The sequence below is a fragment of the Psychroserpens algicola genome (genome assembly GCF_014526325.1).
Classification (GTDB): Bacteria; Bacteroidota; Bacteroidia; order Flavobacteriales; family Flavobacteriaceae; genus Psychroserpens; species Psychroserpens algicola.
Window position 1 is genome coordinate 45099 of record NZ_JACNMJ010000006.1, and the last position, 21348, is coordinate 66446.

At 33.8% G+C, this 21348-nt stretch carries 22 protein-coding genes; 15 read left to right on the top strand and 7 right to left on the bottom strand.

Annotated features, from left to right (window positions below):
- Window positions 1-118: 118 nt before the first annotated feature.
- Window positions 119-1903 carry an arginine--tRNA ligase gene (gene argS, locus H7350_RS12545; RefSeq protein WP_204346273.1) on the bottom strand — a complete coding sequence of 595 codons (1785 nt, stop codon included), beginning with the start codon at window positions 1901-1903 and terminating at the stop codon, window positions 119-121.
- A gap of 107 nt (window positions 1904-2010) precedes the next feature.
- Here argS and H7350_RS12550 point away from each other — a divergent pair, with 107 nt between their 5' ends.
- The 4 genes from H7350_RS12550 to H7350_RS12565 all read left to right on the top strand — a co-directional run bounded on the left by H7350_RS12550 (window position 2011) and on the right by H7350_RS12565 (window position 6573).
- Entirely contained in the window at window positions 2011-2373 is a 363-nt protein-coding gene (locus tag H7350_RS12550; protein ID WP_204346274.1) for a bleomycin resistance protein, read from the top strand.
- A gap of 2 nt (window positions 2374-2375) precedes the next feature.
- Entirely contained in the window at window positions 2376-3521 is a 1146-nt protein-coding gene (locus tag H7350_RS12555) for a glycoside hydrolase family 53 protein (protein WP_204346275.1), read from the top strand.
- 330 nt (window positions 3522-3851) lie between these two features.
- Window positions 3852-5906 carry a tetratricopeptide repeat-containing sensor histidine kinase gene (locus H7350_RS12560; protein ID WP_204346276.1) on the top strand — a complete coding sequence of 685 codons (2055 nt, stop codon included), beginning with the start codon at window positions 3852-3854 and terminating at the stop codon, window positions 5904-5906.
- 34 nt (window positions 5907-5940) lie between these two features.
- Window positions 5941-6573, top strand: a complete 633-nt coding sequence (locus tag H7350_RS12565) for a chromophore lyase CpcT/CpeT (protein ID WP_204346277.1) — start codon at window positions 5941-5943, stop codon at window positions 6571-6573.
- On the opposite strand, the gene ctlX is transcribed toward H7350_RS12565, so the two are convergent.
- Both ctlX and H7350_RS12575 read right to left on the bottom strand, forming a co-directional pair.
- Window positions 6570-7502, bottom strand: a complete 933-nt coding sequence (ctlX, locus tag H7350_RS12570; RefSeq protein ID WP_204346278.1) for a citrulline utilization hydrolase CtlX — start codon at window positions 7500-7502, stop codon at window positions 6570-6572. The two genes, H7350_RS12565 and ctlX, sit on opposite strands and share 4 nt — an antisense overlap.
- Before the next feature lie 128 nt (window positions 7503-7630).
- Window positions 7631-8017: a hypothetical protein gene (locus H7350_RS12575; RefSeq protein WP_204346279.1), complete on the bottom strand. Its 387-nt coding sequence runs from the start codon at window positions 8015-8017 to the stop codon at window positions 7631-7633.
- Window positions 8018-8136: 119 nt separating this feature from the next.
- Between H7350_RS12575 and H7350_RS12580 the strand changes: the two genes are divergently transcribed.
- Entirely contained in the window at window positions 8137-9870 is a 1734-nt protein-coding gene (locus H7350_RS12580) for a M14 family metallopeptidase (RefSeq protein WP_204346280.1), read from the top strand.
- Between the two features lies 1 nt (window position 9871).
- On the opposite strand, the gene H7350_RS12585 is transcribed toward H7350_RS12580, so the two are convergent.
- A complete protein-coding gene (locus H7350_RS12585) occupies window positions 9872-10312 on the bottom strand; it encodes a hypothetical protein (RefSeq protein ID WP_204346281.1) in 441 nt (146 codons plus the stop codon).
- Window positions 10313-10435: 123 nt separating this feature from the next.
- Window positions 10436-11017: an NUDIX hydrolase gene (locus H7350_RS12590; RefSeq protein WP_204346282.1), complete on the bottom strand. Its 582-nt coding sequence runs from the start codon at window positions 11015-11017 to the stop codon at window positions 10436-10438.
- A gap of 127 nt (window positions 11018-11144) precedes the next feature.
- Here H7350_RS12590 and pyrE point away from each other — a divergent pair, with 127 nt between their 5' ends.
- Together pyrE and H7350_RS12600 are read left to right on the top strand one after the other, a co-directional pair.
- On the top strand, window positions 11145-11789 hold the full coding sequence (pyrE, locus tag H7350_RS12595; RefSeq protein ID WP_204346283.1) for an orotate phosphoribosyltransferase: 645 nt from the start codon (window positions 11145-11147) through the stop codon (window positions 11787-11789).
- Window positions 11790-11819: 30 nt separating this feature from the next.
- A complete protein-coding gene (locus tag H7350_RS12600; RefSeq protein ID WP_204346284.1) occupies window positions 11820-12215 on the top strand; it encodes an SRPBCC family protein in 396 nt (131 codons plus the stop codon).
- On the opposite strand, the gene H7350_RS12605 is transcribed toward H7350_RS12600, so the two are convergent.
- Complete coding sequence (locus H7350_RS12605; protein WP_204346285.1) at window positions 12212-12943, bottom strand: biotin--[acetyl-CoA-carboxylase] ligase; 732 nt, start codon at window positions 12941-12943, stop codon at window positions 12212-12214. The two genes, H7350_RS12600 and H7350_RS12605, sit on opposite strands and share 4 nt — an antisense overlap.
- A gap of 96 nt (window positions 12944-13039) precedes the next feature.
- Between H7350_RS12605 and rsfS the strand changes: the two genes are divergently transcribed.
- The 8 genes from rsfS to H7350_RS12645 all read left to right on the top strand — a co-directional run bounded on the left by rsfS (window position 13040) and on the right by H7350_RS12645 (window position 20363).
- Window positions 13040-13411 carry a ribosome silencing factor gene (rsfS, locus tag H7350_RS12610; protein WP_204346286.1) on the top strand — a complete coding sequence of 124 codons (372 nt, stop codon included), beginning with the start codon at window positions 13040-13042 and terminating at the stop codon, window positions 13409-13411.
- A 37-nt stretch (window positions 13412-13448) separates the two neighbouring features.
- Window positions 13449-15416: an ATP-dependent zinc metalloprotease FtsH gene (gene ftsH, locus H7350_RS12615; RefSeq protein WP_204346287.1), complete on the top strand. Its 1968-nt coding sequence runs from the start codon at window positions 13449-13451 to the stop codon at window positions 15414-15416.
- Between the two features lie 114 nt (window positions 15417-15530).
- Window positions 15531-16136, top strand: a complete 606-nt coding sequence (locus tag H7350_RS12620) for an LUD domain-containing protein (RefSeq protein ID WP_204346288.1) — start codon at window positions 15531-15533, stop codon at window positions 16134-16136.
- Window positions 16137-16958 (top strand): phosphatidate cytidylyltransferase, encoded by an 822-nt coding sequence (locus tag H7350_RS12625; protein ID WP_204346289.1) that lies wholly within the window; start codon window positions 16137-16139, stop codon window positions 16956-16958.
- Complete coding sequence (locus H7350_RS12630) at window positions 16948-17601, top strand: phosphatidylserine decarboxylase family protein (protein WP_204346290.1); 654 nt, start codon at window positions 16948-16950, stop codon at window positions 17599-17601. The genes H7350_RS12625 and H7350_RS12630 overlap by 11 nt, the downstream gene beginning before the upstream one ends.
- Complete coding sequence (locus H7350_RS12635) at window positions 17598-17864, top strand: acyl-CoA-binding protein (RefSeq protein WP_204346291.1); 267 nt, start codon at window positions 17598-17600, stop codon at window positions 17862-17864. Before H7350_RS12630 ends, H7350_RS12635 begins: the two co-directional genes overlap by 4 nt.
- Before the next feature lie 16 nt (window positions 17865-17880).
- Entirely contained in the window at window positions 17881-18960 is a 1080-nt protein-coding gene (locus H7350_RS12640) for an NADH:flavin oxidoreductase (RefSeq protein ID WP_204346292.1), read from the top strand.
- A 110-nt stretch (window positions 18961-19070) separates the two neighbouring features.
- A complete protein-coding gene (locus H7350_RS12645; RefSeq protein ID WP_204346293.1) occupies window positions 19071-20363 on the top strand; it encodes a phosphatidylserine decarboxylase in 1293 nt (430 codons plus the stop codon).
- A 16-nt stretch (window positions 20364-20379) separates the two neighbouring features.
- Here H7350_RS12645 and H7350_RS12650 read toward each other — a convergent pair whose 3' ends face one another.
- Window positions 20380-21294 (bottom strand): dimethylarginine dimethylaminohydrolase family protein, encoded by a 915-nt coding sequence (locus H7350_RS12650; RefSeq protein WP_204346294.1) that lies wholly within the window; start codon window positions 21292-21294, stop codon window positions 20380-20382.
- Between the last annotated feature and the right edge of the window lie 54 nt (window positions 21295-21348).

A 21348-nucleotide genomic window follows, 5' to 3' on the forward strand; every position in this document is an offset into this window, starting at 1 on the left:
TTTGTAATACTGTAATTTTAACATTTTATTAAGAATTAAAAATGCAATCAACTTAAAATTACTAGCTAAAACCTGATAATTTCACACAAAAACGAATGAATTATTGAAATTAAATCAATTACATACGTTCAGGCACATTAATACCTAAAAGGTTGAATGCGTTTTTAATGACATGTGCAACACTTTTTGACAACCCAATTCTAAATGCAATTGAAGTTGGATTATCATTTCCGATAACGATAGGCACATTCTGGAAAAACGTATTGTAAGCTTTAACCAGGTCGTATGTATAATTTGCAATAAGAGCAGGACTATAGTGCTGCGCTGCATTTTGCACAACTTCGGGAAATCCCTCTAATTGCTTAAGAAGCTCTTTTTCTTTGAGATGCAATTCTAAGTTTGAGAAGTTAGAAACATCATATTCTGAATCTGCTTTTCTTAAAACCGATTGGATTCTGGCATAAGTATATTGAATAAAAGGACCTGTATTTCCTTGAAAATCTATAGATTCTTTAGGATCAAATAAAATTCGTTTTTTAGGATCTACTTTCAGTATATAATATTTTAAAGCGCCTAAGCCAATCGTTTTGTAAAGTTCTTGTTTCTCTTCGTTAGAATAACCGTCAAGTTTCCCTAGTTCTTCGGAAATCTCTTCAGCGGTTTGTGCCATTTCTACAATTAAATCATCGGCATCGACTACAGTACCTTCTCTACTCTTCATTTTTCCTGAAGGCAGATCGACCATACCGTAACTTAAATGGTATAAATTTTTGGCCCATTTAAATCCTAACTTCTTAATGATTAAAAACAATACCTGAAAATGATATTCTTGTTCATTTCCAACAGTGTAAACCATACCATCAACATCAGGAAAATCTTTAACACGCTGTATTGCTGTTCCGATATCCTGAGTCATATAAACAGCAGTTCCATCGCTACGCAATACAATTTTTTCATCTAGACCTTCATCAGTTAAATCGCACCAAACCGAACCGTCTTCTTTTTTAAAGAATACTCCTGTTTTTAGACCTTCAGCAACGAAATCTTTACCTAAAAGATAAGTCTGACTTTCATAATATAATGTATCAAAATCAACACCTAAATTTTTGTACGTTTCATCAAAACCATCATATACCCAACCATTCATAGTTTCCCATAGGTACACCACTTCAGGATCTCCTGACTCCCATTTCTGGAGCATGTTTTGAGCTTCAATTAAAATTGGCGCTTGCTTTTTTGCATCCTCTTCTGTTTGTCCTTCAGAAACGAGCTGTTGTATTTCTTTTTTATATTCCTGATCAAATTTGACGTAATAATTTCCAACGAGCTTATCGCCTTTTAAACCTGACGAACTTGGAGTTTCACCATTTCCGAAGCGCTTCCAGGCAAGCATACTTTTACAAATATGAATACCTCTATCATTAATAATTTGTGTTTTATATACCTTTTTACCAGAAGCTTTTAATATTTCAGAAACACTATATCCTAAAAGGTTATTTCTAATATGTCCTAAGTGCAAAGGCTTATTAGTATTTGGTGAAGAATACTCTACCAAAACAGCTTTATCCTCTGGTTTAGGTTCAACAAATCCGAAATTGGTCTGATCCTTAATAGTATTAAAAAAATCAATGTAGTATGTGTCACTAATTTCTACATTTAGAAAACCTTTAACCACATTAAATGCTTTAACCTGCTCAACATGTTCAACAAGATACTCTCCAATTTGTTGACCAATTTGCACTGGATTACCTTTTACAACCCTCAACATTGGAAAAACAACTACAGTGATATCTCCTGCAAACTCCTTACGAGTAGCTTGAAATTCTACCGATTCTAATTGCGCATCAAAAACAGATTTCACAGCCTGCTTTACGTTGAGTGATAGTGTATCCTGAAGATTCATTTCGCTTATAATTTTAAGTCTGCAAAGATAGGCTTTTTATTAAAATTTTAAGATAATACAACTGCTTTATTGCTTATTTTACGCACAAATTTTAGTATTCTATTTTTATGGAAAGACAAAAACATTTGCTGAGAGGTATTCCTGTTTTAGCCTCGCTAGATATTCATAAGACAGTCGAATTCTACAAGACAAAACTAGGCTTTAATCGCATTGGTTATCTCGATACTAATTATGCTATCATTGCTCGTGATCAATTTGTGGTACATTTCTGGAAATGCGATAACAAGATTCATCCTGAAAACACGAGTTGCTACGTTGATGTCGAAAATATTGATGTACTCTATGAAGAATTAAAACAATTTGATGTCATTCATCCTAATGGTTCTTTAGAAAACAAACCTTATGGCATGCGCGAATTTTCTATTCTGGACAATGATGGCAATTTAATTAAATTTGGACAAGAACTTTAATTATGAAATATCTTTACGTTCTCATTGGCTTAATACTTATTGTTAGTTGCAATTCTAGTGACCTTAAAAACAATGAAGAAGAGCAAGATGACATCACACCTCCAGATCCTATTGCTACTTTTTACAAAGGCATGGATTTATCATTTCAGTCAGAACTTGAAGCTTACAATATTAATTATAGAGATGAAACCGGTACCGTTGTAGACCTTTTAGATTTTGTAAAAGATAATGGGACAAATCTTGTCAGGCTTAAATTATGGCATACACCACAAAATGGGCAAAATAGCTTGACTGATGTAAAAGCTTACGCTCAACGTGTAAAGTCTAAAAACATGGCTTTTTTATTAGACATACATTATAGTGATTTTTGGGCTGATCCAGGTACACAAACTCCACCTTCTGCATGGCAAAACTTAACTGATATTGAAATTAGAACTGCTGTCTACACCTATACAAAAGATGTCATCACACAACTAAAAAACCAAAACACGTTACCGGAAATCATTCAAATTGGAAATGAAACAGACAGTGGATTTTTATGGAATTACGGTAAAGTATGGGATGCGTTTTCTGATAACTGGAGCAATTATGCAGCGCTAGTTGGAGAAGCTATAAGAGCTATAAAAGACGTTGACACTCAAGATGAAGTACAAATCATGTTACACCACTCAAATGTCGAAAATGCAATTTATTTTTTCACTGAACTAGAGCCTTTTAGCTTAGATTTTGATATGATTGGATTATCTTACTATCCGCAGTTTCAAACCAAAAATCTCAACCTTGTAGCTTCAAAGGTCAGTGAGCTAGCGACTACATTTGAGAAAGATATATTCATGGTTGAAGTCGCATATCCATTTACATTAGACTGGAATGATAATCAAAATAATTTTATAGGAAACATCAATCAAACCATACCAGAGTTTACGCCATCTCCAGAAGGGCAAAAAGCCTATCTGGAATGGCTGATTAACATGATAAAAACAATTCCTGAAGATAGAGGAAAAGGATTTTGTTACTGGGCTCCAGACTGGATTGCTTTTTCTGGAAATGAATCGACCTCAACCAATGGCAGTGCATGGGAAAACCAGTGCTTATTTGATTTTAATAACAAAGCATTACCAGCATTTGACGCTTTTAGAAGTAACTAATTAAAAATCAACAACTTAACATTAACATGCATTTCGTCGACAAAAGTGCTGTTTTTCTATGATTTTTGCCGTTAATCTATTCGTCGATGTTTTTATAAATTTCAATCTTCACTTTAACTAATTTATAGGTATTAAAACCCGAAAATTAGGGTTTCAGAACGTTTTTATTGATTTTTGATATTGCTATTAATCAAAGTCCCAAACGTTGATGACTCTTAATAATCAATCTTTATTGAGATTGACATTATTATTTAAGCACTCTAACTATCCAACCCTAAAGGAAGTAACGTGTAAAAATAATTTTGCAATTATTGATACCCTAACCAAACGATGAAGCAGTTAATAACATTGGCTGTTTTGTGTACGTCGTTCATTTGTTTATCACAAACAAATGAAATCGATAGTCTTACTGTGGAATTAGCTTATCAAAAACAAGATTCTGCTAAAGTAGATACTTCCTTACGTTTGGTTAAAGCACTTTATGATGCCAAGAGTTATAAAAAAGCACTCACTTATATTGATAATACTGAACGTTTATCAAAATACCTAAATCACGCTAAAGGTATTGCTGATGTTAATTATTATAAAGCATTAATTTATGCTCAAAAAGATGATTATTACAATGCCATTGATGGGTATAACAGATCTAAGCGCTATTATAATCAGCTGGGAGACACTTTAGGTATTGCAAAAGTTAACAACAGCATAGGATTAATTGAGATTAAAAGAGGAAATTACAGTGTTGGACTTGAAAACTCATTGTCAGCAATTCATACATTTGAATCACGAAATCTCAATGACGAATTAAGTTTAGCCTATAATAATTTGGCTGAAGCTTATTACAACACCAATCAAATCGACAAAGCTCTAGAGTTTAATATCAAAGCATTAAATGTAAGAAAACAGCTAAGGGATAGTATTGGTATTAAAACCTCAACCAAAAATATTGCACTCTTATATTCTGAAAGAAAAGAGCACAGAAAAGCCATTGAATATTATGAAGATGTGCTCAACCTTATCAATCCGAATACAGATCAAAAACTGAAAGGTGAAATTTTACCTCGAATTGGTGCAGAATACCTTCGATTTAAAGATTATGATAAAGCAGCTGAATATTTAGTTGAAGGATTAAAATTTAACCGACAAACAAAAAACGAAGATGGTGTTCTTAGAGCTTTAAATGCGATTGGAGAACTAAATATGCAACAAAACAAGTTGAAATTAGCTGAAAATCAAATTAGTGAAGCATATAACATCGCAACAAAAATTAATAATAGAACTGAACTTCTTAAAAATTACAGGTTACATAAAGAAATTGACTCAATCAACGGAAGATTTCAAAATGCTTTCTTCTGGCAAGGAAAATACTTTAATCTAAAAAGTGAATTAGATAAAGAAAGTCTGCCTATAATTCCGGTAATTACCAATCCGATAAAAGTCGAACCTTTAGACAACGATACCAATTTCAATGCGATAGCTATAAAACAAAAGGAGGCAGAAAATGAAGTAATGTTCAAAAAGCTTAAGGCCATTTCCTATGTTTTAGGATCTGCCTTTTTAATTGTTTCTACCATATTACTATTAATTTATTTAAAGCGTAAAAACACCTTAAAGTTTAATAGAGAACTTCAAGAAAAGAATAAAGAAATAAAACTCAGAAACGAAGAATTTGCTAGGCAAACGCAGCACCTTGAGGAAGTAAACAGTGTAAAGGATCGCTTGTTTTCAATTGTATCTCATGATTTAAAAGATTCAATTTCATCTATCAAAGGTTTTATTGACCTTCTCAAAGAAGATGGAATTTCTCGTGAAGAATTTTATGATCTCGTACCAGAATTAAGTGAAAATGCAGATAGTGCATCTCAACTATTATTTAATCTGCTCAATTGGTCTAAATCTCAAATGCAAAACTTAGAGCCAAAACCCGAATTATTTAACATTCAGGATGTGTTTCGAAACAAGATGAGTTTAGTTGAACAAAAAGTAGAACAAAAGCGTATTGTACTTATTGATGAGTCACGAAGAGACTTTATTTATGCTGACAAAAGTATGATTGAAATTGTTATTCAGAATTTAATTACAAATGCTGTTAAATTTACTCGTGTTGGAGATGTTATTACAGTTTCTAATAGTGATCATGACGGCAATAGCTTAATTTGTATTGAAGATACAGGCGTTGGTATTTCTAGAGAAAATATTGATAAATTGTTCCAAAACGGCACCTTCACAACCAGAGGAACCAGTAATGAAAAAGGGACTGGATTAGGTCTTACGATATGTAAAGAATTAGTCGAGCTCAATAAAGGTAGAATTTGGGTAGAAAGCACACAAGGTGTTGGTACAAAATTCTATGTAGAACTTCCTAAAGCTAATCCAGAAAACTAAAAAAATTGGTATCTTCGAAAAAAAGAAACCAATCATGCTCAGACCATTTGTAATGCTAACTATAGTATTAATGTTAGTAAGTTGTAAAAACGACAAACAAAATACTCCCAACACTACTCCGACCAATCACTTACCCGAATTATTCTCATTAATGCAAGGTTCGTTTAATTCTGAAGTACAATCTCAGGTCGATAGCACCTATTTTAATATTGCGCTTCATATGTATCCTATTTGGGAGGATAAAGGTAATTTTTTGTATGTCGAGCAAGCACTTAACGCCAGACAAAATAAACCTTACCGACAACGTATTTACGAAATTACGCTAGTAAATGACAGCATGTATAGTTCTGCTATTTATACTATTGAACATGATTCGTTATGGATAGGTAAATGGAAAACACCAAAAGCTTTTGATTCGCTAGCCATGGATAAAGTCACAAAAAAAGAAGGCTGTGAGGTGATATTAAAACGTATAGAACCTAATTATTTTAAAGGAAAAACTGGAGATAAAACATGTGCGAGTTCGCTCTATGGTGCTTCGTATGCCACTAGTGAAGTTGAAATTTTAGAAGACAAAATCATCTCTTGGGACAGAGGTTTTGATGATAAAGGCGAACATATTTGGGGCGCCGAAAAAGGAGGTTATATTTTTAACAAACTAGATTAAGCCTTTGGTAAAAATACTTCAGCCATCATACAACGGGCACTTCCTCCACCGCAAGTTTCAATAGTTTCGAGTGAACTAGATAAGATTGGACAATGTTTTTCAATATCTGCCACTTGTTTTGGTGTCAAACTTTCATGAGCAGCCTGACTCATGACTAAATAACGCTGACCTCCATGACCTTGGACTTGTAGCATGTTTCCAGCAAATTGATGCATTTGACTTTCTGATATTTCTATAATGGCTTTACCATCAGCTTTGAGGTTTTTAATCACCAGTTTCCGCTCTTTTTTATCATCTATAGAATCCAAGCATATCACCGAAAATTTTTCTGCTAAGCACATCATCACATTCGTATGATAAATCGGTAATCGCTTACCATCTACTGTCTGATTAGCTGTAAAGACAATTGGCGTGTATTCAAAATCTTCACAAAACTCTATAAATAAATCTTCATCTGCTCTTGGTGATAAAGCACAATAGGCTTTTGAGTTTATTCTGTCTAAAAGCAAACTACCAGTGCCTTCTAAAAATAAGCCTTCGTCTTCAGCACTTGTGTAATCAATGATATTATTGATTTTAAAACCTTCAGATTCCAATCTTATAAATACTTCATCACGACGTTCTTTTCTACGGTTTTCAGCAAACATAGGATATAAGCCTACATCTCCATTTTCATGAAAACTCACCCAGTTGTTAGGAAATATAGAATCTGGCGTATCCATTAGTTTATCATCTTCCTCAACAATAACCTGAACACCAACAGCCCTGAGTTTGTCAACAAAAGCATCAAATTCTTTCTGAGCTTTAATATTAATTTCAGTATTTTTTAGATTCAAATCTTCCTGAAAATAATTGTTTACAGATGTTTGCTCATTCATCCTAAAACTTACTGGACGAATCATTAAAATAGTATTTGTAGTTTGTGACATTCTCTTAAAATAAAGTGCTGCTAAATTAATTAATAAAAGTGTAGAATTTATATCTCATATTTAATATTTTGATAAATATGAGATAAATTAAATAGTATCAATTGTTTACTATTTAAACAATAGCTTAATTAAATTATTGCTCGATTTTTTCTCATTCGAACTAACCAATTCAGTGCTTCATCTCGATCTTTGAAAAGTTTAATGTTCCAGTTATTTCCTTTGTTGAGATCGATAAGGATTTTGGTCGCCATTTCTGCATTATAATTGTAAAGAACAACAGCCATGCATTGAATTTCCTCTAGGCCAGCGATTTTTATTTGTGCATCGAAGGTATAGGTATATGAATTTTCTTTATTTACTAACAATGAAAATGGAGCTTCCAAATTGGATAATAAAAAATCATGATATGCATCGACGTCCTCAGAGTTCATGACGACACCTTCATTAATAATGACTTCTGCAATGTGAGGGTTTAAAATCTTAATTTTCCCAAAGGGCAAAATAAAAACTTTCATTTAGCTATTAGTTTAAAGGGATAAATCAAATTTAGATTAACTTTGAATTATTATTACTTAGATAACATAAAGTAATAAACAACGATATTAACAATTGGTAAACCAATAGAAATTCCTCTATGAAAAAAATAGCACTTTTTTTACTTGTTTTAATGTCATGCTCTTCGGAAAAAGAAAAGATAGCATACGACTTTACGACCCAGTTTGAAAAATCAAATGGTGAGCAAACCGCTACCTACGAAGAAACGATTTCGTTTTATCAAAACTTGGCTAAACACTACAAACAAATAGCCATCGAACCTATTGGTGAGACAGACTCTGGAAGACCATTGCATATGGTTACACTCAATCCTGATGCAAACTTCAACATTTCTGAAGTCAAAAAAAACAAACGGATTATACTCATCAACAATGGTATTCATCCTGGAGAATCTGACGGTATCGATGCGACAATGCTATTGTTTCGCGATATGGTACAAGGTCATATAGAAATGCCTAAATCTACAGTTTTAGTCACTATTCCTATTTACAATGTAGGTGGAAGTTTGAATCGAAATTCGACAACCAGAACCAATCAAAACGGTCCAGAAGCTTACGGATTTAGAGGCAATGCACGCAACTTTGACTTGAATCGTGATTTTATAAAGTCTGACACAAAAAATGCCAGAACATTTGCCCAAATATTCCATTTGGTACAACCAGATGTTTTTATCGATAATCATGTAAGTAATGGTGCCGATTACCAATACACTTTAACACATTTATTTACACAACATAATAAACTAGGTGGTGCTCTCGGAAATTTTTTACACACTAAAATGATGCCGCAACTAGAGCAAAAACTTTCAGAAAAAAATTGGGATATTACACCTTATGTCAATGTTTTTAACAGAACTCCAGATCAAGGTTTTAGTCAGTTTATGGATTCACCTCGATATTCTACGGGCTACACTACACTCTGGAACACTTTAGGTATGATGGTCGAAACACATATGCTTAAACCTTATAAACAACGTGTTGAAGGCACATATGAACTCATGAAAAGTATGATTGAAATTACCGAAACCGAAGGCGAGCACATTTCAGAATTACGTCAACATGCAGTCACCGAATTACAAAAGAAAACAACCTACCCTTTGCAATGGACAATTGATACAACCAAAACCTCTACAATACAATTTAAAGGGTATGAAGGTCAAATGTTGGAAAGTGAACTTACTGGAGCCAAGCGCCTTAAATACGATAAAACACAAGCATTTACTAAACCTGTGACTTACAAAAATCATATGATTTCAACGTTAGACATTTCCATTCCAAAGGCATACGTCATTCCACAAGGATGGTGGAACGTTATCGAACTTTTAAAGTTGAACAACATCAAAATGACTCCTTTTGAAAAGGATACTACCTTAACGGTTCAATCCTATAAAATAAAATCTTACGACACCAGACAACAAGCTTATGAAGGTCATTATCCGCACTATAATATTGAGTTAGACACCTTTAATTCACAAATAACGTTCTCTAAAGGTGATTATCTGATACCTACAGATCAAGACGGCATACGCTATTTACTAGAAACTTTAGAGCCTCAAGCAGTAGATTCATTTTTTAGCTGGAACTTTTTCGATACTATTTTACAGCAAAAAGAAGGGTTTTCACCATATGTTTGGGAAGACAAGGCACAAGAATTGTTACGTCGCTATCCAAAATTGCAAATTGATTTTAATCTTAAAAAAACATTTGATACCGATTTTGCCAATAACTGGTATGCACAATTAGATTGGTTACATAAACAAAGTGAGCATTATGAAAAAGCCCACTTACAATATCCTGTTTATCGCATTAAATAAGTTATTTCATCAACTTTTTTAGATACTTTTTTATCATATTTCCTGAAGAGGGATGATAATACACGGTATTTGTGCTTCTATCTACAAGCTGAAATGAATATTCGGTATTACCAGAAAAACTCTTCGAACTTAGTATAAAGATCATGTATTTATAAGTGTCTATAGGATAGTTATCATCTCCTAATCCTGAAGGAACTTCGGAAACATCTGCTACATGAAAAGGCTTCATATAATTTTTATCAAATTGTTTGGTCAGCCACTTTTTGGTACCTCTAGCTTTAAAGGCTGGTACAACTAAAAGTTTACCTTCATAGCTTTTAAAATCTTTAGGAGCAATTTCTCTTACCATAGTTCCATCTGCCATAGGCAACGTGCTTTGAGCAGAAGCAAAATGAATTGAAACAAATAAGCATAACACCATTAAAATTGAAAATTTTTTCATAAGTATTGATTTACAAGTCATTAACTAAATTAACATTAATAATCGATACTCACAACTTACTTATTAATTTTATAATACGTGTAGATTATGAATATATGGTCTTAGGATACGCTCGCTATTGGGCTAAACCAAAATTTTAATGTTTGCATAACTATTTTCAAGTGCTTCAGCTTGCTCAGCTTTATTTAGCCAAGCAACTTTAGTAATGCCTTCTTTTTCTTGAGGATAAAGTTTTCCGTCGAAATCTGTAGTCATTTCAAACCAATACGTGACTTTGATTTTATGCTTTCCATTACGTTTAAATATATGGTAAGTTGTATCAAGCGCTTTAGTAATTTTAAGTCCGGTAACACCTGTCTCCTCTTCTACTTCGCGAATAGCCGTCTCTTCAATAGACTCCTTACCTTCGGTTTTCCCTTTAGGTAAATCCCATTTTTCATTTCGGTAAATAAAAAGGACATCACCATGTTGATTGTACACCTTTCCGCCTCCAGCAACTACGTTTGGTAGTAATTTTAAAAACTTCTTCAACAACTTTTCATCTTTATTACCAATAAGACGAACTGATTTTAAAGCTGTAGTATTAAGTTCTTTTATGACTTTGCCAATATGTGCTTTGGAGAGCAAATAGTTTTTAAACCCATGTTCTCGCTCAACCTTTGTAGTTAAAACAATTGGTTTATCATTTACAAAAATGTGATACATGATTTTAAATGGTAGATTTTTTTAAAAAAGTAAAAATATCATTTTTATACAGATGTAGCCTATTTTTAAAATTAATTTTATTTTAATTTCTGAAAATCTATTTATCAAAAAAGCGTAGTTTTGCAACATGATTTTTGACAAAGAAACCGCTAAACAAACTGCCGAAGTTTTATTGCAAATAAATGCTATAAAACTTCAGCCTAATGACCCTTTTACTTGGGCATCTGGATGGAAATCACCAATTTATTGCGATAACAGAATTGTTCTGTCGTTTCCGCCTATAAGAAATTATATTCGTGAAACTATGGCTAAACACATCGAAGCTTACTATGGTAAAGTTGATGTTATTGCTGGTGTTGCAACAGGTGCTATTGGTATCGGAATGCTCGTTGCTGAATATTTAGGTCTTCCGTTTATTTATGTAAGACCTGAAGCCAAATCACACGGACGACAAAATCAAATTGAAGGCTTTATAGAATCTGGACAAAATGTTGTTGTTGTAGAAGACTTAATAAGTACCGGAAAAAGTAGCCTCAATGCTGTTAAAGCTTTAGAAAAGGCTAATGTTAATGTTAAAGGTATGGTAGCTATTTTCTCTTATGGATTTGAAGTGGCCAACCAAAACTTTAAAACTGCTAATGTAGAACTTCATACACTTAGCAATTATGAAAACCTATTAGAACAAGCCTTAGATACAAAATACATCAACCTTAAAGAACAAGAAGTTTTGGCACTTTGGAACGCTAATCCTAGTGAATGGAATGCTATTTGATTAAAGCTTGTTAATTATAAATACAAACACATGAAATTAGAATCACCAAAAACAACCATACCAAAATCGGCACAAGAGACTTTTGACTTTTTATCTGATGTTAAAAACTTTGAAAAGTTAATGCCTGAAAACATCAGCAAATTTGAAGTCTTAGAAGATGATAAATTTTTATTTGCCCTTAAAGGCATGCCAGAAATTGTTTTGAAAAAGAAAGAAGCTGTTGCGCCACATAAAATTGTTTTAGGTGCTGCTGGCGGAAAATTAGATTTTTCTCTCACAGGACATATAACAGAGATTGCGGCAGACAAAAGTGAAGTTGAACTCGTTTTTGAAGGCGAATTTAATGCCATGATGGCTATGATGATTAAAGGACCTATCAATAAGTTTATAGAGACTTTAGCTACAAATATGCCGGCACAAGTTTAATAGAGAAGTTTCACTTCTTTTAAATCAAATTCTTTGAGTATCTCATCTTCAATTAATACCTGAAGGTATCCAGAATTTGAAACTCCTTTAATTATACCAGTAAATAATACGCCTTTAACATCTTTAAATGTTGAAGGTTTATTGTTTCTGAATAATTCTGATTCGTATAAATCTTTTACTTTCTGAAAATCTCCCGTTTTTAAAATATCAATGTAATACCGCAATTGCTCTATAACAGACAATAACACTTCATCTAAGTGATAAACTTTTCCTGAAACCATGTGCATTGATGTTGCTGAGGGTAACTGCTCAAAATACGTTTGATTGACATTGAGGCCAAAACCAATAATTGAAGCCTGAAGCTGATTGTTTTTTATGACATTTTCAATCAAAACTCCAGAAATCTTTTTCTGGTCTGCCAAAATGTCGTTAGGCCATTTCACTTTTACAGGCTTAATTTGAAATGCTTTTAAAGCATTTGAAATAGCTAATGAAGTCGCCATACTGATATAAAAGCTGTTTTCAATTTTTAAAAAGGAAACATCTATAAACACACTGACCATAAGGTTTTTATTAGGTTGAGAGTCCCAAACCGTTCCCATTTGCCCACGTCCTTTAGTCTGTGAATTTGCTACCACAACCGTATAATCTTCTACTGTTTTTTCACTACTCAAATGCCTTAAAAATGTATTGGTGGAGTCGATGGCATCAAGTTTGATTATATGCATAGTAATGTGTTAAAAAAAATTATAAATTTCTTATGAAGAATAACTCTTTATAAGACGTAAAAAAATAATAACTTTGCACAAAATTAAATCAATTTAATGGCGAAAAAAAATACGAGTCCAGATCAACTCATAAGTACAGTTATTGCTGGAATTGAAGATGTAAAAGGAAAAGAAATTACAATTTTAGATTTAAGAGAAATTGAAAATACAGTATGCGACTACTTCGTTATTTGTGAAGGAACTTCTAATACACAAGTAAACGCCATTGTAAACTCTATTCAGAAAAAAGTCAGTAAAGAACATAAAGATAATCCTTGGCATGTCGAAGGAAGTGATAACGCTGAATGGGTTTTAATCGATTATGTAAATGTAGTTGTTCATGTTTTTCAAAAACATATCAGAGAATATTACGATATCGAAAGTCTTTGGGGTGACGCCAAAACGACTATCATTGAAACCAGTTATTAAACTATTAAATAAAAAACCACATTTGTGGTAACTATAGATGGCAAAAGACAATAAAAATTTAAATAAAAAACCAAAATTTAGTCCCTATTGGATTTACGGATTTGTTATTGCAGCATTTCTTGCAATTCAATTATTATCTGGAGGATTTGGTGGTTCTAATGCAAAGAAAATAAACCCTTCCGAATTTTTTGTTTTTATGGAAGCTGGCGATGTTGAAAAAATTGACATAGTCAACGGACGTGAAGCTAGAGTATACCTCACAAAAGATGCTTTATCAAAAGAGGCGCATAAAAATGCAAAGCCCAACAATATTATTCCAAGTGTAACCGCACAACCTAATTACACTTTCGAATTTGGTGAGCAAGAGCTTTTTCAGAAAAAAATTGAAAGCATTAATGATGCTGATAATGATATTTTCGTACCTACAAATTTTACTACTGAAGAAAATTACTTCGGAAGTTTATTATTCTCATTACTCCCTTTTATCCTAATTATAGGTGTTTGGATTTTTATCATGAGACGTATGTCTGGAGGTTCTGGAGGTGGCGCTGGCGGACAAATTTTCAATATTGGAAAGTCTAAAGCTAAGCTGTTTGATGAAAAAACAGATGTAAAAACCTCGTTTAAAGATGTTGCTGGATTAGAAGGTGCTAAAGAGGAAGTTCAAGAAATTGTAGACTTCTTAAAAAACCCAGAAAAATACACATCTCTTGGTGGAAAAATCCCAAAAGGAGCTCTTCTTGTTGGACAACCAGGAACTGGTAAAACATTACTTGCAAAAGCGGTTGCAGGAGAAGCTAAAGTACCGTTTTTCTCGCTTTCAGGATCTGATTTCGTAGAAATGTTTGTTGGTGTTGGAGCCTCGCGTGTGCGTGACCTGTTTAAACAAGCTAAAGAAAAATCGCCTGCGATCATTTTTATAGATGAAATAGATGCTATTGGTAGAGCTCGTGGAAAAAGTAATTTCTCTGGTTCAAATGATGAGCGTGAAAATACTCTTAACCAGTTACTCACAGAAATGGATGGTTTCGGAACCAATACAAATGTGATTGTTTTAGCGGCAACAAACAGAGCCGATGTTCTTGATAAAGCCTTAATGCGTGCTGGACGTTTTGACAGACAAATATTTGTTGACCTTCCTGACGTTAGAGAGCGTAAAGAAATTTTTGAAGTGCACCTAAGACCAATCAAACAATCTGAAAAATTAGATGTCGATTTCTTAGCAAAACAAACACCAGGATTCTCTGGAGCAGATATAGCAAATGTATGTAACGAAGCTGCTTTAATCGCTGCGCGTAACGGGAAAAAAGCTGTTGACAAACAAGACTTTTTAGATGCTGTTGACCGAATTGTTGGTGGTTTAGAAAAGAAAAATAAAATCATTACTAAAGACGAGAAAAAAGCTATCGCGTTCCATGAAGCTGGACATGCCACTGTAAGTTGGATGCTTGAACATGCTGCGCCATTAGTAAAAGTAACTATTGTTCCTCGTGGACAATCTTTAGGTGCTGCATGGTATTTACCTGAAGAACGCCTGATTGTTAGACCCGAACAAATGCTCGACGAAATGTGTGCTGCTCTTGGAGGTCGTGCTGCCGAAAAAGTCATTTTTAATAAAATTTCTACTGGTGCCTTAAGTGACCTTGAAAAAGTAACAAAGCAAGCCAGAGCCATGGTGACGATTTATGGATTAAGTGATAAAGTCGGAAATCTAACGTATTATGATTCTTCAGGGCAATCTGAATATGGTTTTACCAAGCCTTACAGTGAACAAACTGCTGAATTGATTGATAAAGAGATTTCAGACATCATAGAAAAACAATACTTAAGAGCAGTTGCTTTATTAGAAAAAAATAAAGATAAACTCACAGAACTTGCAGAAGTTCTCCTTGAAAAAGAAGTTATTTTCAAGGATAATTTAGAGAAAATTTTTGGAGAGCGTCCGTTCAAAAAAGAAATTGAAGAACGATTAATAGAATCTCCAAAAAACGAGGAAGAAGAATAAACATTCCCTCAACGAATAATCATATAAAAAACTTAAATTAATATAGCATTAGTTTAAGTTTTTTTATATTTGAGAAATACATTAATTCAATTAGGTTAATAGCAATCCCTATACATGAGTCTATTTCGTAAAATCTTCGGTTTAAAAAACACACCAGAAGACAACATAAAAAGCGAAGAGAGAGGCAAATACATGCCTGAAATAAAGCTGCCAGTAGATGAACAATTTACTATAAATTTCAAAGCTAATGGTGGTAAATTTCTCTATTGTGAAAATATGCAAGAAATTCATGACAGCCTAAATTCTATTTTAGAAGAAAATAAATGGCAAAATGATAAAGTATTGCTATTTGACGAACGCTTGAGTGATGTATTTAAAGATTTTAACTTCAACACCACTAAACGAATTTCTGAAAGCACATATTTCTTTTCTACCTGTGAGTATTTAATATCTGATGATGGTTCGCTATTAATCTCATCTAACCAAATTGCTGAAAAAAAATTAAAAGAGCTTCCTGATAATTTTATCATCTACGCTACCACAAGTCAGTTTGTACAAAATATTGGAGAAGGCTTGAGAGGTATTAAAGGTAAAAACAGAGATAAAATACCAACAAACATTACAACGATAAAGCATTTTAAAACTGTTGAAGACAAAGACTTTCTTACCTACGGAAGCAGCTCAAAAAACCTATATTTGTTGCTACTAGAAGATTTATAAATGAAAGAATACATTACAAGAGCATTATCTGGCCTATTATACGTATCTCTTCTTATTGCTTCTTTATATTGGCAAAATGCTTTAATTGCCCTCTTTTTTATTTTTGGTTTAATCTGTATGACTGAATTCAAAAAACTCATTCAATTAAAAAGCTATTCACCTTACATTGTATTTATCCTATTATACTTAGGTTTTGCCTATTGGAAAATTATAGCTAATTCTGACAAAGGATTTGATGAAGCTTCTCAAATATTATTAGCAGTTTCAATTTTTGTATTGCTCATTTTAATAAAAGATCTATTTTCAGAAAAAACAATACCGCTATTTAGCTCTAAACGGTTTATCATTACCACTTTTTATCTATCTAGTGGCTTCGTATTTTTAATTTGTATCGCTAATTTTAATCAAAACTTTACACCACTACTCCTACTAGGCTCATTTATATTAGTTTGGATTAATGATACCTTTGCCTTTATCGTCGGAAAAAACTTTGGCAAACAGAAGTTATTTCCTAGTGTTTCACCAAAAAAAACGGTTGAAGGCTTTTTAGGCGGTCTCTTTTTTGCTTGTATTGCCAGTTATTTTATTTGGTATTTTACCGAGACTTTAACGTTTACAAGCTGGCTTATTTTGAGTATCATTGTTAGTGTTTTTGGAACTCTTGGTGATTTAATTGAATCTAAGTTTAAGCGACAAGCTAATGTCAAAGACAGCGGCGTCATTATGCCAGGCCATGGCGGTTTATTAGATCGCTTAGATAGTATTATCTTTGCTGCACCATTTATATTTTTATTTTTAAGACTCGTTACTTATGTTTCATAAAGAAGGTTATAAAATCATACTCATTACCCTTGTTGTCGTTATAGCATCAATTTTTGCAATCGATCGCTTTATTGACATTCCTTGGTTACGACTTGCACTCATGATCGGAATGCTGATCTTTTTAGTGCTCATCCTTCAGTTTTTTAGAAATCCTAAACGACTAACTCAACTCGAAGACCATACTGTAGTATCGCCTGTAGATGGTAAAGTTGTAGTTATCGAAGAGGTCTTTGAAAAAGAAGTTTTTAATGATAAACGCATTCAGGTTTCGGTATTTATGTCACCAATAAATGTTCATGTAACGCGTTATCCTATCAGCGGAAATGTAACCTATAGCAAGTATCATCCAGGAAAGTATCTTGTGGCATGGCATCCAAAAGCTAGTGAAGAAAACGAACGTACTACTGTCGTTGTTGAAAATGAATTCTTCGGAAAAGTGCTTTACCGACAAATTGCTGGAGCGCTGGCAAAACGAATCGTGAACTACGCAAAAGCTGAAGATAAAGCCATTCAGGGAAAAGATTCAGGATTTATTAAGTTTGGATCACGAGTAGATTTGTTTCTACCACTTGATGCTGATATCAAAGTAGCACTCAATCAAAAAGTGAGAGGTGGTGAAAGTATTATTGCTGAAAAGTTATGACTTCAGAAGAATTAGACATATTATTCCAAGAAGCAGTAGAACGCATCAACGCTCACACTGAGCCATTTCCTGCCGATTTCCTATTGCGTCTCTACGCCTATTACAAAAAAGCGACTAACAACTATGGTCGACCAAGCAGCAGTAAACCTATCATAAATGCATTTAAAACTAATGCCTTATTTCAGGTTCAAGATGTTTCTGAAGATGAAGCTAAACGTATTTACATCGACCTCGTTGATAATTACTTTTTATACCGAAAGTAATAGAACTCTTCTTTAAATGACACATTCTCCCAAAACACCTATTCAATTCCAATGCGGAATCTTAATGCCTAACCGTTTTATGCTGGCACCAATGACAAACACTCAAAGTCATAACGATGGTACATTGAGTGACGATGAGTACCATTGGCTCACTATGCGTGCTAAAGGTGGTTTCGGACTTACCATGACTTGTGCCTCTCATGTACAACAAGTTGGCAAAGGATTTCCTGGTCAGTTAGGCATATATGCAGATATGCATATTGAAGGTCATCAACGCCTTGCTAGCCAAATTAAAGCTTACGGAAGTTTGGCTGTAATTCAATTGCATCATGCAGGTATGCGCTCTCCGTATGAAGTCATTCAACAAAAAGCCGTATGCCCATCTGATAGTGAAAAACACAATGCAAGAGCCTTAACCTTAGACGAAGTTCATGAATTACGCAACGATTTTATTGCAGCTGCGGTACGCGCTAAACAAGCGGGTTATGATGGTGTTGAAGTTCATGGTGCTCATGGGTATATCCTCACTCAGTTTTTGAGTTCTAAAATTAACCTCCGCAAAGATGACTATGGTGGTAGTTTACAAAATAGAGCACGATTACTGTTTGAAATTGTTGATGGTATTAGAACCGCTTGCGGACCAGAATTTCTATTAGGTGTTCGTCTTTCACCTGAACGCTTCGGAATGCAATTAGAAGAAGTCAAAACCATATCACAACAATTAATTGACGACCACAATATCGACTTTTTAGATATCTCGCTTTGGGATGTGTTTAAACTGCCTGAAGAAGAGAAACATCAACATCAATCCTTACTAGAACATTTCGCAGAACTCAATTACAAGCATGTGAAATGGACCGTAGCCGGAAACATTAGAAGTGGAAATGATGTTCAACACGTACTTGATGCTGGTGTAGATTTTGTTTCTATTGGTCGATCAGCGATTTTGCATTATGATTTTCCTTTACAGGTACTCAACAATCTGAATTTCTCTCCGACACAATTACCAGTCTCGGAAGCCTATCTTAAAAACCAAGGCTTAGGCCCCAACTTTATAGCTTATATGAAACGTTGGGATGGATTTGTACTAGAATAATGGTTTTAAAATACACGTAATTCTACGCGGAAGTGGGTAATCCTTTTACTTTATTTTTATTGTAGAAAACTTGGGACTCCCTAAGTTGTTTTACATAATAAACCATAAAGATGAAGCATTCCAATCCAAAGTGGCCAAAAACCACAACGTCGTATAAAGCATTAAAAAGTCAGATTAAGAATGATAAAAATTTTCGAATCGCACTTCAAACATCTTTGATGATTGCAAAAAAAAGAGCTTGGAATGAATTGCATCCAGACCTTTATCATGCGTTAGATAATGTATTTGATGGCAACGGATGGCCAACAACGCCAGACGCTTATTTAGATTATGTAGAACATTACTTGGTTTTAATACCTAACGAAATTGATGATCCAATCTATCCAGATGCCTGGAGTAGCGATGATACGCAAAATGGACATAATCAAAAAGTTTATGATTTGTTATGCCAATTCTATTTTCTGGTCGATCAGCAATTGCCTTCAATGAACATCATTTTACAGAGTTATAAAAAAGGGGACTTTATTTTTGCCGACTGGTTAAGAGATTTTGCTGTAGATTGGGGTCTATTCCTAGATACAAAAGAATCGCTTCCTTTGTCTGCTATGACCTCGTTTATCATTGATCCAATGTACAATATCCCGCTTTATAGTGAAAACTCTAAGAAATGGAACACCTTTAATGAGTTTTTCTATCGTGAGTTTAATGGAGCGAATAAAAAAGGGCACACACCGTTAAGACCAATTGCAGAGCCTGATAATAATAATGTTATTACTTCTCCTGCAGACTGCACTTATAAAATGATGTATCCAATTGATGATCATGGTAATGTACTTGGATTAAATGGCCAACCAACTAGTATGACTTTAAAGGGCACACATACTGTGAATTCAATTAATGAACTGCTACAAGATGACGAACTGGCCGAAGCTTTTAAAGGAGGTACATTTGTACATTATTTCTTGAGTCCATTTGATTATCATAGATTTCATTCACCTGTTAATGGAAAAGTAAAAGAATGCAAAGCTGTTCGTGGTAAAGTGTTTTTAGATGTGACTCTTAATTCTGATGGTGAGTTTCATGCACCAGACAGTTCGGAAGGCGGTTATGAATTTCAACAAGCCAGAGGTGTTTTTGTTATCGATGCTGGAGAGACAGTTGGTCTAATTGCGGCAGTACCAATTGGTATGGCACAAGTTTCAGGAGTTGATATGTACACTAAACTCAAAGGAAAACAGATTAAAAAAGGAGATGAATTTGGAAAATTTATGTTTGGAGGATCAGACACCATATTATTGTTTCAGAAAAATCCTGATCTCTATTTATGGAAAAATGATCCTGCTCACAATCCTATTCACTTTCAGTTTGGGCAAGTTTGCGCCTATTGGAACGTGAAAAACTAATATTTAATATAATAATCTAATCTCTAATCAAAGGTAAGGTACTACAGCGTAACAAGCCCTCTTGTTTGGCTATTTCGGCGTAAGGGACTTCTTCGACTGTAAAACCCTGTTCGCGTAACCACGTATTTAATCGCGTAAAGTTTCGTTCAGATATAATGACATCTTCAGAAATTGAAAACACATTACTATTCATATGGTACATTTCCTCTTTGCTAATTTCAAAGACGTTTTCTTTTCCGAAGAACTCTACAAGCCAATTGTATTCGCTTTCTACAAGAAATCCGTTTTTATGTAGAATAGCTTTATTTTTTCCAACAGGTTGAAAACAGCAATCGAGGTGTAATGCATTATCCTTAGCATTCGTATTTGATTTTCTTAGCTCAAACGATTTTACTGTTTTTTCAGGAAACAATTCCTGAATAGCAATAACAGCATCCATATTGGTTCGTGCCGTAATATAATCTGAATAATCTTCACCAGAATAGGTTCCAATAAAGATATGATCATTCCAAGGCATGACATCGCCACCTTCAACATGACATTCCTCCGGAAGTTTGATTCGTAATTCTTTAGGGATCTGACTCCACACATGTTCAATCGCTTCAATTTCACGATCGCGATCTGGTAAAATATTAGCCTTTATAAATTTATTCTCAATCACAAAAGCAATATCCCTTGCAAAAATCTGATTGTAATCTTCAATAACTTTTGGTCGATATACTTTCACATTATAGCGTTCAAATACTTTGGCAACAGCATCCATTTCTTTAACCATATCAGCTTCTTTAGGATAGGTTCCTGCTTTGATATGTTCGGCAGATTTTGGATCATAAGCCTCTTCAAGAGTTGGTATTGGACCTATGCTTTCTGCTGTTCCTAAAACTACTGCTCTCAAGCGCGCAGTTTCATTTTGTATGTGAGGTGTTATCATAATTACAAATATAAAAAAAGCTCCACAGTAATATGAAGCTTTAATTTGATTGTA